This is a genomic window from Nioella nitratireducens, assembly GCF_001879715.1.
Classification (GTDB): domain Bacteria; phylum Pseudomonadota; class Alphaproteobacteria; order Rhodobacterales; family Rhodobacteraceae; genus Nioella; species Nioella nitratireducens.
In genome coordinates this window covers 65,090-81,686 of the sequence record NZ_MNBW01000003.1, presented here as the reverse complement: position 1 = coordinate 81,686, position 16,597 = coordinate 65,090, and the positions used below count along the sequence as shown (strand labels likewise).

15 protein-coding genes are annotated in these 16,597 nt (G+C 64.6%); 10 read left to right on the top strand and 5 right to left on the bottom strand.

The genetic code is table 11. The features are described from left to right. The first annotated feature begins 134 nt into the window (after positions 1-134). Entirely contained in the window at positions 135-1,598 is a 1,464-nt protein-coding gene (locus BKY27_RS03335; RefSeq protein WP_071673029.1) for a 2-isopropylmalate synthase, read from the top strand. Position 1,599: 1 nt separating this feature from the next. Here the strand turns inward: BKY27_RS03335 and BKY27_RS03330 are convergent, their stop codons facing one another. Together BKY27_RS03330 and BKY27_RS03325 are read right to left on the bottom strand one after the other, a co-directional pair. After that, on the bottom strand, positions 1,600-3,129 hold the full coding sequence (locus tag BKY27_RS03330) for a cryptochrome/photolyase family protein (RefSeq protein WP_146636158.1): 1,530 nt from the start codon (positions 3,127-3,129) through the stop codon (positions 1,600-1,602). Beyond that, positions 3,126-3,797, bottom strand: a complete 672-nt coding sequence (locus tag BKY27_RS03325) for an SDR family NAD(P)-dependent oxidoreductase (protein ID WP_071673028.1) — start codon at positions 3,795-3,797, stop codon at positions 3,126-3,128. The genes BKY27_RS03330 and BKY27_RS03325 overlap by 4 nt, the downstream gene beginning before the upstream one ends. 272 nt (positions 3,798-4,069) lie before the next feature. On the opposite strand from BKY27_RS03325, the gene BKY27_RS03320 reads away from it, so the two are divergent. Next, positions 4,070-5,641, top strand: coding sequence for a 2-isopropylmalate synthase (locus BKY27_RS03320; protein WP_071673027.1), 1,572 nt, complete (start codon positions 4,070-4,072; stop codon positions 5,639-5,641). An 88-nt stretch (positions 5,642-5,729) separates the two neighbouring features. On the opposite strand, the gene BKY27_RS03315 is transcribed toward BKY27_RS03320, so the two are convergent. Then, positions 5,730-6,707, bottom strand: a complete 978-nt coding sequence (locus BKY27_RS03315) for an acyltransferase family protein (RefSeq protein WP_084667837.1) — start codon at positions 6,705-6,707, stop codon at positions 5,730-5,732. 291 nt (positions 6,708-6,998) lie between these two features. Between BKY27_RS03315 and BKY27_RS03310 the strand changes: the two genes are divergently transcribed. The 6 genes from BKY27_RS03310 to BKY27_RS03285 are packed head-to-tail and all read left to right on the top strand — an operon-like array spanning position 6,999 to position 13,559. Beyond that, complete coding sequence (locus tag BKY27_RS03310; protein ID WP_071673025.1) at positions 6,999-8,039, top strand: rod shape-determining protein; 1,041 nt, start codon at positions 6,999-7,001, stop codon at positions 8,037-8,039. A 39-nt stretch (positions 8,040-8,078) separates the two neighbouring features. After that, a complete protein-coding gene (mreC, locus tag BKY27_RS03305) occupies positions 8,079-9,011 on the top strand; it encodes a rod shape-determining protein MreC (protein ID WP_071673024.1) in 933 nt (310 codons plus the stop codon). Then, entirely contained in the window at positions 9,004-9,537 is a 534-nt protein-coding gene (locus BKY27_RS03300) for a hypothetical protein (protein ID WP_071673023.1), read from the top strand. The genes mreC and BKY27_RS03300 overlap by 8 nt, the downstream gene beginning before the upstream one ends. After that, positions 9,534-11,480, top strand: a complete 1,947-nt coding sequence (gene mrdA, locus BKY27_RS03295; RefSeq protein WP_071673022.1) for a penicillin-binding protein 2 — start codon at positions 9,534-9,536, stop codon at positions 11,478-11,480. The genes BKY27_RS03300 and mrdA overlap by 4 nt, the downstream gene beginning before the upstream one ends. Next, entirely contained in the window at positions 11,477-12,616 is a 1,140-nt protein-coding gene (gene rodA / locus BKY27_RS03290) for a rod shape-determining protein RodA (protein ID WP_071673021.1), read from the top strand. Before mrdA ends, rodA begins: the two co-directional genes overlap by 4 nt. A 10-nt stretch (positions 12,617-12,626) precedes the next feature. Beyond that, on the top strand, positions 12,627-13,559 hold the full coding sequence (locus BKY27_RS03285) for a 2-hydroxyacid dehydrogenase (protein WP_071673020.1): 933 nt from the start codon (positions 12,627-12,629) through the stop codon (positions 13,557-13,559). A gap of 113 nt (positions 13,560-13,672) precedes the next feature. Here BKY27_RS03285 and BKY27_RS03280 read toward each other — a convergent pair whose 3' ends face one another. Beyond that, positions 13,673-14,461 (bottom strand): SseB family protein, encoded by a 789-nt coding sequence (locus BKY27_RS03280; RefSeq protein WP_071673019.1) that lies wholly within the window; start codon positions 14,459-14,461, stop codon positions 13,673-13,675. Continuing rightward, on the bottom strand, positions 14,458-15,051 hold the full coding sequence (locus BKY27_RS03275) for a uracil-DNA glycosylase family protein (protein WP_071673018.1): 594 nt from the start codon (positions 15,049-15,051) through the stop codon (positions 14,458-14,460). Before BKY27_RS03275 ends, BKY27_RS03280 begins: the two co-directional genes overlap by 4 nt. Before the next feature lie 162 nt (positions 15,052-15,213). On the opposite strand from BKY27_RS03275, the gene BKY27_RS03270 reads away from it, so the two are divergent. Both BKY27_RS03270 and BKY27_RS03265 read left to right on the top strand, forming a co-directional pair. Further along, positions 15,214-15,549, top strand: coding sequence for an ArsR/SmtB family transcription factor (locus BKY27_RS03270; protein ID WP_071673017.1), 336 nt, complete (start codon positions 15,214-15,216; stop codon positions 15,547-15,549). Further along, a complete protein-coding gene (locus BKY27_RS03265) occupies positions 15,546-16,577 on the top strand; it encodes a permease (protein ID WP_071673016.1) in 1,032 nt (343 codons plus the stop codon). The genes BKY27_RS03270 and BKY27_RS03265 overlap by 4 nt, the downstream gene beginning before the upstream one ends. Positions 16,578-16,597: the final 20 nt, after the last annotated feature.

The following is a 16,597-nucleotide window of genomic DNA, read 5'->3' as shown; positions in this document are numbered from 1 at the left end:
CTCCACTAGGTTTGCTGTGGCGACGGGCAATGCACAACCTCAAAGGGGGCAAACAGGTGAGCCAGGGAGTACGAGGCATCCTTCATCAGCTAGCCGCGGCGGGCTGTTGCGCATTGGTCCTGTCCGGGGGCGCGATGGCGCAGGACACGGGCGAGGTCGAGATTCACCAATACGAGGGTGGCGGCATCTACGAAGGCACGTTCCGCAACGGTGTCCAGCATGGCACCGGCACCTATCGCCTGCCCAACGGGTATGAATACACCGGCGAATGGGTCGACGGAGAAATCCGCGGACAGGGGCGCGCGGTTTTCCCCGATGGCTCGGTCTACGAGGGCAGCTTTGCCGAGGGCCGCCCGGAAGGGGTCGGCTCGATCACCTTCGCCGACGGCTCGACCTACGAAGGTGAATGGTCCGAGGGGCGCATAAACGGCCAGGGCGTTGCGATCTACGCCAACGGCGTGCGCTACGAGGGCGGCTTCCGAAATGCCCTGCACCACGGCACCGGCACCATGATCAGCCCCAATGGCTATCGCTACGAAGGCCAGTGGGTAAACGGGCTGAAACAGGGGCATGGCCAGATCACCTACCCTGACGGCGCGGTTTATGACGGCAATTTCGAAGGTGGCCAGCGGCAGGGTCAGGGCCGGTTGGAAATGCCCGACGGCGTGATCTACGAAGGCCAGTGGGACAATGGCCAGATCAACGGCACCGGCACCCTCACCCAGCCCAACGGAGATGTCTACGAGGGCCAGTTGGTCAACGGGCAACGGCAAGGCACCGGTATCGTGCGCTATGCCAATGGCGACCGCTACGAAGGGGCCTTCGCCAATGATCGCCGCCATGGTCAGGGCGAATTCCGCGGCGCGGACGGCTACCTCTATGTGGGCCAGTGGATCGACGGGCGCATCGCTGGCGAAGGCCGCGTGACCTACCCCGATGGGTCGGTCTACGAAGGCACCTTCCGCGACGACCTTGCGCATGGGCGCGGCACCATCACCTATCCCGATGGCTCCAGCTACGAAGGCGAATGGGTCGACGGGGTGATTCAGGGCTTTGGCGTTGCGCGCTACGCCAACGGGCTGGTCTATGAAGGCCAGTTCATGAACGCCCGCCAGCATGGGCAAGGCGTGATGACCTACACCGATGGCTACCGCTACGAAGGCGGTTGGCAGGACGGGTTGCGCCATGGACAGGGCATTGCGACCTACGCCGACGGAACGGTCTACGAGGGCAATTTCGTCGCAGGCCAGAGAGAAGGCGAGGGCACACTGACGATGCCCGATGGCTTTACCTATACCGGCCAGTGGCAAGGCGGCGAGATCAACGGCGACGGTCGGGCGACCTATGCCAACGGCGACGTCTACCAAGGCCAGTTCGTGAACGGCACCCGTCAGGGACCGGGCACCATGACCTATGCCGCCACGCAAGACCGCGAGGCGCGGATCGTGCAGGGCCTGTGGGAAGACGGTCGGCTGGTCAGCACGGAAGACGGCGCTGCCGTGCCCGAGGGAACACCGACGGATGGCGCAGACACGCCGTCAGCCCCGGCCGAAGCGGCCAATGCCCCGGCTGCCGAACCCGACACCGCAACCGAGTGACCTAGACGAGGTCGCCGGCCTCCATACGCGCGAGGAACGCGTCGGCCTCCGCCAACACCGTCTCACGCTTGTCGGCGTCCATCCGCTCCCACGTTCGGTAGATCTGCGCCATGCGCGGGTTGCCCGAAAACCGGTCCTTGTGGCGGATCAGGAAATGCCAATAAAGCAGGTTGAACGGGCAGGCATCGGGGCCGGTCTTGACCTTGGCCGAATAGCTGCACGTCTTGCAGTAGTCCGACATCTTGGCGATGTAGTTGCCGCTTGAGACATAGGGCTTGGAGGCGATGACCCCGCCATCCGCGAATTGGCTCATCCCCACCGTGTTGGGGGCCTCAACCCATTCATAGGCATCCGCGTAGACGGACAAATACCACTCATGCACTTCGGTCGGATCAACCCCGGCCAGCAGGGCGAAATTCCCCGTCACCATCAGGCGCTGAATGTGATGGGCATAGGCCTCTCGCCGGGTGGCGCCGACGCAGGTCTTCAGGCACCGCATCCGGGTGTCCGCGCCCCAATACGCAGCGGGCAACTTGCGCGTGTGGCCGAGAGTATTGCGCGTCGGGTAATCCGGCCCTTCGAGGAAATAGACCCCGCGCACATATTCCCGCCAGCCGATGATCTGGCGGATGAACCCTTCGGCAGCATTCAACGGCACGTCCCCGGTGCGATAGGCGGCTTCTGCCCGGCGGCAGACCTCCAGCGGGTCAAGCAAACCGGCATTGATGTAGACCGACAGCACCGCGTGAAACAGGAAATCCTGCCCCGTTACCATCGCATCCTGGTAGTCGCCGAAGGATGGCAGGGCGTTTTCAATGAAATGATCCAGCGCCTGGATTGCCTGCTCGGGCTCGGTCGCAAACCAGAACGGGCGCAGGTCGCCGAAATTGTTGCCGAACGCATCCTCGACCAGATCGAGAACCTCCTTGACGGTTTCATCCGGCTCAAACCTCGGCGGAACCGGCCCCGCCAGCCCCTTGGGCGGCGCTTTGCGGTTGTCGTGATCGAAATTCCACTGGCCGCCTTCCGGCTGAGCGCCCCCCATCAACAGGCCAGTCTTGCGGCGCATCTGTCTGTAGAAATATTCCATCCTCAGGGCTTTCCGCCCCTCGGCCCATGCCCCGAATTCCCGATGCGACGCGATAAACCGGTCGTCTTCCAATTGGCGCACCGTCAGGGGGTGGTCTTCCAAGGCCTGGATCAGCCGCCATTCGCCGGGCTCTGTCGCCAGCACCTCGTCGGCCCCGACCTCTTGCGCACGGCGCAGCAATTCGCCCGCGACAGAGCCTGCGTTCTCCGGGTCATCCAGCCGGGCATAGGCGACGCGCCAGCCGTCACCCTCCAGCCGCTTTGCGAATTTTCGCATCGCCGCGAAGAGGAACGCGATCTTCTTGGGATGGTGCGGCACGTAATCGGTCTCGCCCCGCACCTCGGCCATCACCACCACGTCGCGCGTCTTGTCTGCCGCTTTCAGCGCGGCCATGCCGGGCGACAGTTGATCCCCCAGAACGAGGACGAGGCGCGGCGTCACCAGGCCACCTCGTTCCCGGCCCAGTCGAAAAAGTGCCCGGTTTCCTCGACCGTCACCCCGTCCATCACCCGCAGCAGGTTCTGCGCGGCCTCGTCCGGGGCCACCGATCTGTGACGCCCCAGATAGGGGCCCGTCAGGCTGGTTTGCACCGTGCCGGGATGCAGCGACACGCAAATCGCCTGTTTCCGCAGGCGTTTCAACTCGATGGAGGATGTCCGCACGATCTGGTTCAGCGCCGCCTTGGCCGCGCGATAACTGATCCAGCCGCCAATATTGTTGTCGCCGATCGACCCAACCCGCGCCGACAGGACCGCCACCACCGACCGCCGGTCGCGCGGCACCAGCGGCAAGGCATGTTTCAGTATCAGGGCCGGGCCGATGGCGTTCAGGGCGAATTGGGCGGCCATGTCGGCAGGGTTCAGCGCGCGGATGGTTTTTTCCGGCTCGGCCCCGTCGATTTGCAACGCGCCGGTTGCAACGACGATACGGTCAAAGGTGTCGTCCAGCGCGCCCAAGGCCTGCGCCACGCTCGCTTCATCCGTCACATCCAGCCCGTCGGCGCTGCGCGACATCCGCGTGACCGCATCGCCGCGTGTCGCCAGCGCATCGTCCAAGGCCGACCCGATCCCGCCCGACGCCCCAATGATAAGTGATTTTTCCCGTGTCATGCGACAGCAACTAATCCGCCCCGGCCAAGGGTCAAATCCGATTCCCGCAGGACGAAAAAAGGGGTTTTCATCCCTGCGCCCACGCGTAATATGCCCACCATGACGACGCACAGCCATATCGTGACCCTGACCGCCCCGACCGGCGGACCGGACCTGTGCGCTCTTCTTCTCCTTAGCCGCCTCTGAGCGTGCCTTTCGGCGCGACCGCTCAGGGGGGAACCAGCGCCGAAAGTTAACGCACGAATAACTGGCTAAGACCAAGGACCAAAATCATGACGATTGACAAAGATCGCGTACTGATCTTCGACACCACGCTGCGCGATGGCGAGCAAAGCCCCGGCGCAACCATGAGCCATGCCGAAAAGCTGGAGATTGCCGCCCTGCTCGACGAGATGGGCGTCGATATCATCGAGGCCGGCTTTCCGATCGCGTCCGAAGGCGATTTCAACGCCGTCTCCGAGATTGCCAAGCTGGCCAGAACCGCCACGATCTGCGGCCTCGCCCGCGCCAACCCCAAGGACATCGACCGCTGCTGGGAGGCCGTGAAACACGCCGTTTCCCCGCGCATCCACACCTTTATCGGCACCTCGCCGCAGCACCGCGCCATTCCGAACCTGACCATGGACGAAATGGCTGACCGTATCCACGAAACGGTGACCCATGCCCGCAATCTCTGCGACAACGTGCAGTGGTCGCCGATGGATGCCACGCGGACCGAGTGGGACTACCTGCGCCGCGTCGTGGAAATCGCCATCAAGGCCGGTGCCAACACCATCAATATCCCCGACACCGTTGGATACACCGCACCGGTGGAATCCGCCGACCTGATCCGTCGCCTGATCAACGAGGTGCCCGGCGCCGATGACGTGATCTTTGCCACCCATTGCCACAATGACCTCGGCATGGCGACGGCGAACGCTCTGGCGGCGGTGGCGGGCGGCGCTCGGCAGATCGAATGCACCATCAACGGCCTTGGTGAACGCGCCGGCAACACCGCGCTGGAAGAGGTCGTGATGGCCCTGAAAGTGCGCAACGACATCATGCCGTGGCACACCCAAATCGACACCCGCAAGATCATGCATATCTCGCGCCGGGTCAGCACCGTCTCGGGCTTTGCCGTCCAGCCCAACAAGGCCATCGTCGGCAAGAACGCCTTTGCCCATGAAAGCGGCATCCATCAGGACGGCATGCTGAAATCGGCCGATACGTTCGAGATCATGCGGCCAGAGGATGTGGGCCTTGCTGGCACTTCGCTGCCCTTGGGCAAGCATTCGGGCCGGGCCGCGCTGCGTGCAAAGCTCAAGGATCTGGGCTTCGACATGATCGACAACCAGCTCAATGACCTGTTCGTGCGGTTCAAGGCGCTGGCCGACCGCAAGAAAGAGGTCTTCGACGACGACCTGATCGCGCTGGTGACCGATGCCGCCGCCGCGGGCACCGAAGATCACCTGGAGCTGAAATTCCTGCGCGTGATCTGTGGCACCGAAGCGCCGCAATCCGCTGATATCACCCTGCGGGTCGGCGACGCCGACAAACAGGCCACCGCGCAAGGTGACGGCCCCGTTGACGCGGCCTTCAACGCGGTGAAGGCGCTTTATCCGAACGAGGCGGCGTTGCAGCTCTATCAGGTCAGCGCCGTGACCGAAGGCATGGATGCGCAAGCCACCGTGACCGTGCGAATCGAGGAAGACGGCAAGATCGCGACAGGCCAATCCGCCGACACCGATACGGTCGTGGCCAGCGTAAAAGCCTATGTGAATGCGCTCAACCGCCTGATCGTGCGGCGTGAAAAACTGGGCGCGGGCACCGACAGGCGGGAAGTCTCCTACAAGGACATGGGCTGACCACGTCCCGCTTGACCACGTTTTCAGACGGTCGCCCCTTGCCGGGCGGCCGTTGCCGTTTCGGCGACACGCCAGGGCCCCCGAAGAGTCAGGGCAGGATTGGCACCCGCCGCGCCAGCCACAGCCAGATCGGCACCGCCGCCAGAGTAAGCGTCATCGTCATCAAAGACAGGGGAACCGGATCGGGCGTCACGAATTCCCGCAGGGGGATCAGGTAAAGCGGGTGGCTGAGATAGATGATCATCGACAACCGCCGTGGATCGAATCCGGGGATTTCCAAGGGCATGTCCCGCACCAGAACAAACAGCACCGGGGTCAGGACAAAGGCCGAGACGGTCAGGTCGTAGAACCCGTCGGGCGGGAAACTGATCATCTCTGCCCATGTTTCGGCAACCAGCAGGAACAACGCCCCCAGCATCAACAGCACGCGCGCCGGTGCGGACAGCGATTGCAGGAACGCGGTGCGCCGGATCAAAAGCCCGAGGGCGAGATAGGGAAAGCCGTAGAACAGGAAATTCCGCGTCAGCACCAAAAGATCGTAGTGATTGCGGAACGCCCCGAAATCGAGCCATTCGTTTTCGGCGTATTGTATCGCGCCGCCGATCAGGAACAGCCCCGCTGCCAAGATCAAAAGCGTCTGGTTGCGCAAGTCACGCGCCCAATACAGCACCACCATCCCCCCAAGCAGCGCCGCAAGATACCACAGGTGAAAGAACCCGAAACCAAGGGTCATCACCAGCCGAAAGACCGTGCGTTCCTGATAGAACAGGATGAACGGCAGGAAGATCAGGGTCCATGCCAAATAGACCCGACCCACCCGCCACAACCACGGGCCCAAGCCGCGCTTCATCTGGCTGTCGTAGAAATACCCTGTGGTCATCAGGAAGAACGGCACGATGATGCGGGCAAAGCCATTGTTGGCGAAGAAATGCGCCTCGGGGCTGATCGCCTGAAACGCGGCGCAATGAGCCAGCACCACGAACACCGCCAGCAAGAGCCGCGCAAGGTCGATGCCGCCATAGCGGGTCGTGCTCCGGGAAACCGGGGCCATGTCTGCCAAACTCATTCCTGCACTCTCAAAATGGGGTCGCGTCCGCTGACTTTTGGTCTGTTCCTGCGTTTGGTAAGGCCCGAACTGGTCTATTCCATCGCCGGAAAAGGGCAATGTCGGGGCAGGCCGCGCCGATTTCCCGCAGTTGGAACAAGCGGATTTGCGCTGATTTCCTGCGTCGCAAGGCTTTACCTGCCGCACCGGCCCTGACTATATGCGATGCGGTCGCCGAGCAGCCATGGCTGAGTCTCGGTCTGGATCGCGCAACCCGAAACACACGCTCAAAAAGCAGGACCCACCCCCCCAATGGTCAACATACTAGGCAGCCTCTTTTCCGCGGATATGGCCATCGACCTCGGCACCGCCAACACGCTGGTCTACGTCAAGGGCAAAGGGGTCATCCTGAACGAGCCCTCGGTGGTGGCCTATCAAGTCAAGGACGGGGTCAAGAAGGCGCTGGCCTTCGGTGAAGACGCCAAGCTGATGCTGGGCCGGACACCGGGCAGCATTCAGGCCATCCGGCCGATGCGCGAAGGCGTGATCGCAGATTTCGACGTGGCCGAAGAGATGATCAAGCACTTCATCCGCAAGGTCCACAAACGCACGACCTTCACCAAGCCCAAGATCATCGTCTGCGTGCCCCACGGCGCGACCCCGGTGGAAAAACGCGCCATTCGGCAATCCGTGCTGTCGGCGGGCGCGCGCAAGGCCGGGTTGATCGCGGAACCTATCGCGGCGGCCATCGGCGCGGGGATGCCGATCACCGACCCGACCGGCTCCATGGTGGTCGATATCGGCGGCGGCACGACCGAAGTGGCGGTTCTGTCGCTGGCCGATATCGTCTATGCCCGCTCCGTCCGCGTCGGCGGTGACCGCATGGACGAGGCGATCATTTCCTACCTGCGCCGCCAGCAGAACCTGCTGATCGGCGAGGCGACCGCCGAACGCATCAAAACCTCGATCGGCACTGCCCGGATGCCCGATGACGGGCGCGGCGCGTCGATGCAGATCCGGGGCCGCGACCTTCTGAACGGCGTGCCCAAGGAAACCGAAATCAGCCAAGCCCAGGTGGCCGAGGCGCTGTCGGAACCCGTGCAGCAGATTTGCGAGGCGGTAATGGGCGCGTTGGAAGCGACCCCGCCGGACCTTGCCGCCGACATCGTCGACCGCGGCGTGATGCTGACCGGCGGCGGCGCGCTGCTTGGCGAACTCGACCTCGCCCTGCGCGAACAGACCGGGCTGGCCATTTCCGTAGCCGACGAAAGCCTCAACTGCGTGGCGCTCGGCACTGGCAAGGCGCTGGAATACGAGAACCTTCTGCGCCACGCCATAGATTACGATAGCTGATCCGCCGCGCGACGGCGACGGCAAGGGCAAAAGGACCCCATGGCCAGAGAACGCGCCGATAGCAGCCATATCCGCCCCGTCCGGCGCCTGCTGTTGACGATCCTGTTCTTGTGCCTTGCGGCCTTGGTTCTGGTCTGGCGCATCGACAACCCGCGGGTCGAACGGCTGCGCAGCGCGATCACCGACCAGATCGTGCCAAACCTCGATTGGGCCATGGCCCCGGTCACAGCGCTCGGTCGGATGGTGGACGATTTCCAGTCCTATTCCCGACTGCACCAGCAAAATCAGGAATTGCGCCGCGAATTGCAGCAGATGCGGTCTTGGCGCGAAGCCGCGTTGCAACTGGAACAGGAAAACGCCCGGCTTCTCGATCTCAATCGCGTGCAACTCGACCCCGAACTGACCTATGTCACCGGGCTGGTGATGGCCGATAGCGGCTCGCCCTTTCGGCGGTCGGTGCTGATCAACGTGGGGGCCCGCGATGGTATCATCGACGGGTGGGCCACGATGGACGGATTGGGGCTGGTGGGTCGGATTTCGGGCGTTGGTGAAAACACCAGCCGGGTGATCCTCTTGTCCGACGCCGCCAGCCGCATCCCGGTCACCGTCACCCCGTCGGGGCAGCAAGCCTTGCTGATGGGCGACAACACCGGCCTGCCGCTGCTGGAGTTCCTGGAAGCCCCCGAAGACATTGCGCCCGGCGACCGTGTGTTGACATCCGGCGATGGCGGCGTGTTCCCGCCGGGCCTGTTGGTGGGTCATGTCGTGGTAGGGCGCGACGACCGCCTGCGCACCCGGCCCGCCGCCGATTTCTCGCGTCTCAACTTCTTGCGCGTGATGCGCAGCCATCCGGGCACGGCCCTGTCCGACCCCGGCGGGCTGATCGGGCCGCCGTGGCCCCTGCCCACCCAGACCGACCCGCCAGTCGCCCCCGGTGATCCGGTGGAGGGGACCGAGGCCGCCGATGGCTGATCGCGCCCGCACACGGATATGGACCTATCGGGTTATCTACCTGCTGTTCGGGATCTCGGTGATCCTTTACCGGATCCTTCCGCTCGACACAGGCACCCCCGGCCTGCCGGGGCCCGACCTGATCTTGTGCGTGACCCTTGCATGGAGCTTGCGCCAACCTGCGACCGTCCCGATCTGGGCAGTGCTGGTCCTGTTCCTTCTAGCCGATTTCCTGTTGCAGCGCGCGCCCGGCCTCTGGACCGCGCTGGCGCTGGCGGCATTGGAATTCCTGCGCAATCGCCGCTCTGGCCTGACCGAAATTCCCTTCCTCGTGGAATGGGGGGTGATCGCGGGGGTCGTGCTGGCGATGATCCTCGGCGAACGGGTGGTTCTGTGGGTTCTGGCGGCACAGCAACCCAGCCTTGGCCTGACCCTGATGGAAGGGCTTGCCACGATCGTGATCTACCCCGTCATCGTGTTATTCTCGAAATTCCTGCTCGGAATGGATAGATTGCCCGCGGCAGAGCTGGAGCCCGGCAGACCATGAAACGCTCGCAAAAGGAAACCGAGGAAAGCGCCCGCAAGATTTCGCGGCGGTCGATGATCTTTGGCGGGCTGATGCTGGCGACCGGCGGCATCCTTGCCGCGCGGATGCGCTATCTTCAGGTCGACCGGGCCAGCGATTTCCGCCTGCTGGCCGAAGAAAACCGGATCAACATCCAGCTTCTGCCCCCGGCGCGCGGCCTGATCTACGACCGCTACGGGCGGATTCTGGCGGAAAACGAACAGAACTACACCGTGGTCATGGTGCGCGAGAACGCCGATGACGTGGACGCGGTGCTCGACCGGCTCAGCCGGATCGTCAATATCGACATGGACCGCCTTGCCCGCGCTCGGGACGAGATGATGGCCCGCGCCCCCTTCGTGCCGGTGACGATCGCGGACCGCCTGACGTGGGAAGAGTTCTCTTCTGTTGCCGTGAACGCCCCCGCGTTGCCCGGAATTACGCCGGAAGTGGGCCTGTCGCGCGTCTATCCACTCGGCGCCGATTTCGCGCATGTGGTGGGCTATGTCGGCCCGGTCTCGGATTACTACCTCGAGTCCACCGGGGACACGGACCCTGTTCTGCAAATCCCCGATTTTCAGGTTGGCCGCTATTCCGTTGAAGCACGGCTGGAACAGAACCTGCGCGGCGAGACGGGCAGCCGCCGCGTGGAAGTGAACGCTTCCGGCCGCGTGATGCGGGAACTCGATCGCACGGCGCCGACCTCGGGTGACGACATCCAGTTGACCATCGACACCGGGTTGCAGAACTACGCTCAGGCGCGATTGGCCGGGGAAAGCGCGGCGGGCGTGGTCATGGACACCCAGACCGGCGAGATCCTGGCCCTGGCCTCGGCCCCGGCCTTCGATCCCAATCTTTTCGTGCGCGGTATTTCCGTCGCCGATTACAGCCGCCTGACCGAAGACCCCTACCGCCCGCTGGCCAGCAAGACGGTGCAGGGCCTGTATCCGCCCGGCTCTACCTTCAAGATGATGACGGCCCTCGCGGGGCTGGAAGCCGGGGTGATCACGCCGGAAGACACCATCACCTGCCGCGGCTATATCGAGCTGGGCACCCGACGGTTCCATTGCTGGCGGCGTGGCGGCCATGGCCGGATGAACATGGTGGATTCCCTGACCCAGTCCTGCGACGTGTTCTATTACGAACTGGCACAGCAGGTGGGGATCGAGGCGATTGCAGCCATGGCGCGGCGCTTCGGCCTTGGCATTCGGCCCGACCTGCCGCTGTCCGGCGTGGCCGAAGGGCTGATCCCCGACCGGGCGTGGAAACGGGCCAACCGGGGGGCCGACTGGGTGGTGGGCGACACGCTCAACGCCTCAATCGGCCAGGGCTTTGTGCTGAACTCGCCGTTGCAACTGGCCCTGATGACCAGCCGCATCGCCAGCGGCGTGCCGGTGGTGCCGCAAATCGTGCGCTCGATCAACGGCGTCGATCAACGCCTCAGCCCGACCGACGATCTGGGGGTCGCGCGGGACCATCTCCACGTGATCCGCGAAGGCATGTGGTCGGTGTCCAACTATCGCCGTGGCACCGCGTTTCGCGCCCGCGTCGTCGCGGAAGGCTACGAGATCGCCGGCAAGACCGGCACCAGTCAGGTCCGCAACATCACCGCCACCGAACGGGCCGACGGCGTGACCAGCAACGACGACCTGCCTTGGAATCGCCGCGACCACGCGCTGTTTGTCGGCTACGCCCCGGCCGATGCGCCGCGCTATGCCGTCAGCGTTGTGGTGGAACACGGCGGCGGCGGCTCGGCCGTGGCCGCCCCGATTGCCCGCGACCTGCTGTTACGCGCGATGTATGGCGATGTGCCCCCGCTTTCGGCCTATCCCGCCAGCGCCCGGCGCGACGCGGAAGAGCGGCATGACACCATGGACCTCTTGCCGATCGACCCCCGCGCCACCACAGGGCGGATTCGGGCATGAGCTTTCTCGAATACACGCAAAAGGCCACGCCAACGGGCTTGCGAAAGGTGATCTACCTCAACTGGGCGCTGATCCTGCTGGTCAGCACGGTGGCCTGTGTCGGCTTCCTGATGCTCTATTCCGTTGCCGGCGGGTCGTTGCGGCCCTGGGCGGCGCCGCAGATGATGCGTTTCGGCCTTGGCATCGCAGTGATGCTGGTGGTCGCCATGGTCCCGATCTGGTTCTGGCGCAACGTTTCGGCCGTGGCTTATGGCCTGTCGGTCCTGCTGCTGCTGTTCGTGGAACTGTTCGGCACCGTCGGCATGGGCGCGCAGCGCTGGATCGACCTCGGCTTCATGCGGTTGCAACCGTCCGAACTGACCAAGATCACACTCGTGATGTTGCTTGCCGCCTATTACGATTGGCTCGATGTGCGTAAAACCTCGCGGCCGCTCTATGTCCTGATGCCGCTTGTCCTGATCCTGATCCCGGTGTTCCTGACCCTGCGCCAGCCCGATCTCGGGACGGCGATTCTGCTGATGGCGGGCGGCGGCGCGGTGATGTTCCTTGCCGGGGTGCATTGGGCCTATTTCGCGGTGGTCATCGCGGCGGCAGGCGGGATGGTGACCGCCGTCTTCACCTCGCGCGGCACGCCCTGGCAGCTTTTGCAGGATTACCAGTATCGGCGGATCGACACCTTTCTCGACCCATCCTCGGACCCGCTCGGCGCGGGCTATCACATTACCCAGAGCCAGATTGCCCTTGGGTCCGGCGGCTGGACCGGGCGCGGCTTCATGCAGGGCACCCAATCCAGCCTCAATTTCCTGCCCGAAAAACATACCGATTTCATCTTCACCACGCTGGCCGAGGAGTTTGGCTTCGTTGGCGGGGCCTCGCTTCTTGGGCTTTACCTGCTGATCCTCGTGTTCTGCGTCTGGACCGCGCTTCAGACCAAAGACCGCTTCGCCTCTCTGGTGACGCTCGGCGTGGCGGTGACCTTTTTTCTCTACTTCTCCATCAACATGGCAATGGTGATGGGGCTGGCCCCGGTCGTCGGTGTGCCGCTGCCGCTGGTCAGCTATGGCGGCTCGGCGATGCTTGTGCTTCTGGCCGCTTTCGGGTTGGTTCAGTCCGCGCATATCCATCGCCCCCGCTGAAGGAGCCTTCATGACCACGATCCTTTTCGCCGCCCATCCCGACCGGTGGGCACAATACGAAGCCCCGTTGCGGGCGGCCTTGGCCAAGGCAGGCTTGGGCGACGCGACATTGACCTGCACGGCCGCGCCCCAGCAGGTCGACTATATCGTCTACGCCCCCAACAGCGATGTGCAGGATTTTTCGGTCTTTCCCAGGCTCAAGGCGGTGCTGAACCTCTGGGCCGGGGTCGAAACGGTGGTTGGCAACCCAACTCTCACCGTGCCGCTTGCCCGAATGGTGGATGACGGCATGCGCGAGGGGATGCGCGAATACGTGGCGGGCCATGTGCTGCGCCACCACCTCGGGATGGATGCCCATATCAAGGGCAAGCCGGGGGGGTGGCAACCAAACGCGCCACCGCTGGCCCGCGATCGCACCGTGGCGATCCTTGGCCTTGGCGAGCTTGGCACCGCCTGCGCCGAGGTACTGCTGGCCCTTGGTTTCACCGTGACGGGCTGGAGCCGCAGCGCAAAATCCATCCCCGGCGTGACCAGCTTCCACGGACCCGACGGCCTGACCGACTGCCTGAAAACCGCCGATATCGTCGTGCTGCTCATGCCCAACACCCCCGCCACGGAAAACACGCTGAACGCCGACACCCTCGCCGCCCTGCCGCGGGGGGCTGTGGTGATCAACCCCGGTCGCGGGACGCTCATCGACGACGAGGCCCTGCTGGCGGCACTCGAATCCGGCCAGATCGCCCATGCCACCCTCGACGTGTTCCGTGTCGAACCGCTGCCCGAGGATCACCCCTATTGGCGGCATCCTAACGTGACCGTAACCCCGCATATCGCGTCTGAAACCCGGCCTGAAACCGCCTCGCAGGTCATTGCCGAAAATGTCCGGCGCGGCGAGGCAGGCGAGCCGCTCCTGCATCTGGTCAATCGCCGCGCGGGCTACTGACAACGCACGGCCCGACACCCGCTCCTTCTTCTTTGTAAAAATACTCCAGGGGGGTGCGGGGGGAAGATCCCCCCGCCCGGGTCGGCGCCGACAGGCGACGACACCGGATGGGGTCAGCGCAGCTTCGGTGGACTGTCCGGGTCCATGCCGGGGGCCGATCCCGGCACGCGGGCCCGGGCCTTGGGCTGGGGCAGGTCAAAGCGAAGGCCCGCCTTGGCCAAGGTCGCGCAGACCTGGTCGGACGCGCGGAAGAACCCCACGTCGATCACCCCGGCCTCGATGCCCGAAAAGGTAAGCGCTTCGCCCGCCGCGCGCGCAAGCGCCGATTCCGCGCCCGGAACCGGATCGACGAAGGCCAGCATATGCGAGCGCCGCCCGCCACGATAAGTCACCCCGACAAGGTAGGCAGACAGGGCGCGCCCCGCAGCCGTGGCCAGCTTGGTATCAAGCGCCCTGATCAGGATCTCGGGCAGGCCCGCAGGCGCACTGATCTCCTCGGGCGTTTCCTCGACCTCCCGCGGTGCCTCGGCCAAGGTCGCGGCAAGCCAGTCGATCGCCTCGGCCGGGATCAGGATCGACGAGGCAGCCCCTGGGTTCACCGCCAGCCCGATCCCTTGCCCCGCCAGCATCGCCGCCAGCCCGCGACCCGAGACCACGGCATAGGGAGCCACGCCTTCTGCAAAGGCGGCCAGCCGCTCCTCCCGGTCGAAGACCAGGACAAACTGTGCGCCGTCCACCGGGAAAATCCGCGGCGCGATCTCGTCCTCGCCCGGCTCGCCTTCGAGTGCGAGAAACAGTTCACAATCGGCCAGTCTTTCGTAGAAGCGCAGCCGCGCGGCGTCATCCTCGGGGGTGGCCTCCATCGCAGCATGGGCCGCGTCGAGCGGGGTGGTTTCTGTCATTTGTCCAACACGTCCTTCACACAGGCCCGCAGAACCGGCAGCAACTCAGCCTCGAACCACGGGTTTTTCTTGAGCCATGCGGTATTGCGCCAAGAGGGATGCGGCAAGGGAAAGAGCGCGGGCGCATGGTCGCGCCAGCCCGCGGCGCGGGCGGTGACGCTGGATTTTCCCCGCAGATGCCAATCCTGTGCGTGGCCGCCAACCAACAGCGTCAGCCTCACATCTGGCAGGTGGTTCAGCAGATGGGCACGCCATGTCCGCGCACAGATTTTCGGTGGCGGCAGGTCCGATCCCTTGGCATCATAGCCCGGAAAGCAAAAGGCCATGGGCAGGATCGCAATGCGGGACCGGTCATAAAACGTGGCCCCATCCACCCCCATCCACCCGCGCAGCCGATCGCCGGAGGGGTCGGTGAAAGGCTTGCCCGACTGGTGCACCCGCATCCCCGGCGCCTGGCCTGCCACGAGGATGCGCGCGCCGGGGGCGGCCCAGAGCACGGGCCGCGGGGCGTGGGCGGTTTCGGTCGCCGCGAAGCGATCGGCACACAGGCGGCACGCAATGATCTGGCGTTGCAGGGTCTCGAACTCCATGGTCGAAAAATAGTTCCGACGGGACGGGATTGAAACGACCTCGTTTCGCCGCCTGCCGGCGGCGACCGAGGCGAGGGGCGCGGCCCCTCGCGCTCCCCGGAGTATTTTTACAAAGAAGAAGGGACATGGACATCCTCCGTTAATTTCTATATTAATAGAATCATGAAACAATATGACTCCCTCCCCGCCCTGACCCATGCGGCAACGGTTTTTGCCGCACTCGGCTCGGAACAGCGCCTGTCGATTTTGCGCCGCCTCGTGCGTGCCGGACCCGAGGGGATGCCGATCGGCCAGTTGGGGCAGGATGTGGGCGTGACCGGATCGGTCCTGACCCACCACCTGAAGCAACTGGTTTCGACAGGGCTGGTGCAGCAACGGCGCGACGGGCGGCGGGTGCTGTGTTCGGTCGATCATGACGCGGTCGAGGGACTGTCGCGGTTTCTTGTCGAGGAATGCTGCGCCGACACGCGCGCACGCGGGTTTGGAGAGACCAGATGACTGACACCACACAGGGCCGGCGGCCCGCCCGCCTGCGGTTTGACCGGATCGACAAGGTGCTGCTGGCCTGCGCCTTGATCGCGGCGGCCTTGGCGCTGTTCGACCCCGAGGCTGTCTGGCCATCGCTTCGGGCCGCTGTCACCAGCCTTGCACATACCTTGCCCTTCATCCTCTTTGCCGTCGTGGCCATCGGCGTGATGCGTGCGACCGGGTCCGAGCGGGTGATGGAAGGGGCGTTTACCGGACGCGAGGCGCGCATGATCCTTGTCGGCGCCTTGGTTGGGGGGCTCTCGCCCTTCTGTTCCTGCCAGGTGATCCCCTTTGTCGCAGCCCTGCTGGCCGCGGGCGCGCCGCTATCGGCGGTGATGGCCTTCTGGCTGGCGTCGCCGCTGATGGATCCGGCGATGTTCGCGATCACCGCAGGCGCGATCGGTCCGGAATTCGCCATCGCCAAGACGGTGGCCGCCGTCTGCATCGGCCTGATGGGCGGCGCCGCGACAAAGGCCTTGGCGGGCACGCGGTTCCTGGTCGATCCGCTCAAGGCGCAAACTCCCACTGGCTGCGGATCGTGCTGCGGGTCCAGAAAGCTCGCCCTCAACTGGCGTTTCTGGCAAGAGTCCGAGCGGCGAGCGCTGTTTGTCCGCGCGGCGTGGGACAACCTGATTTTCCTAGGGAAGTGGCTATTGCTGGCCTACCTGCTGGAGGCATTGCTGATCCGCTACGTTCCGGCGGCATGGATCGGCACAGCGCTTGGCGGCGATGGGATCGGGCCGATCCTGTTGGCGGCGATCCTCGGGGCGCCTGCCTATCTGAACGGCTACGCGGCGGTGCCGCTGATCGCGGGGCTTCTGGATCAGGGCATGAGCCCCGGTGCCGCCATGGCCTTCGTCATCGCGGGCGGGGTCAGCAGCATCCCGGCGGCGGTTGCGGTGTGGGCCTTGGTCAAGCCACGGATCTTCGCCGCTTACCTCGGCTTTGCCGTCACGGGGGCCATCCTTGCGGGTCTCGTCTGGGGAATGCTGGCCTGAACGCTTGTTCCATGCCATCC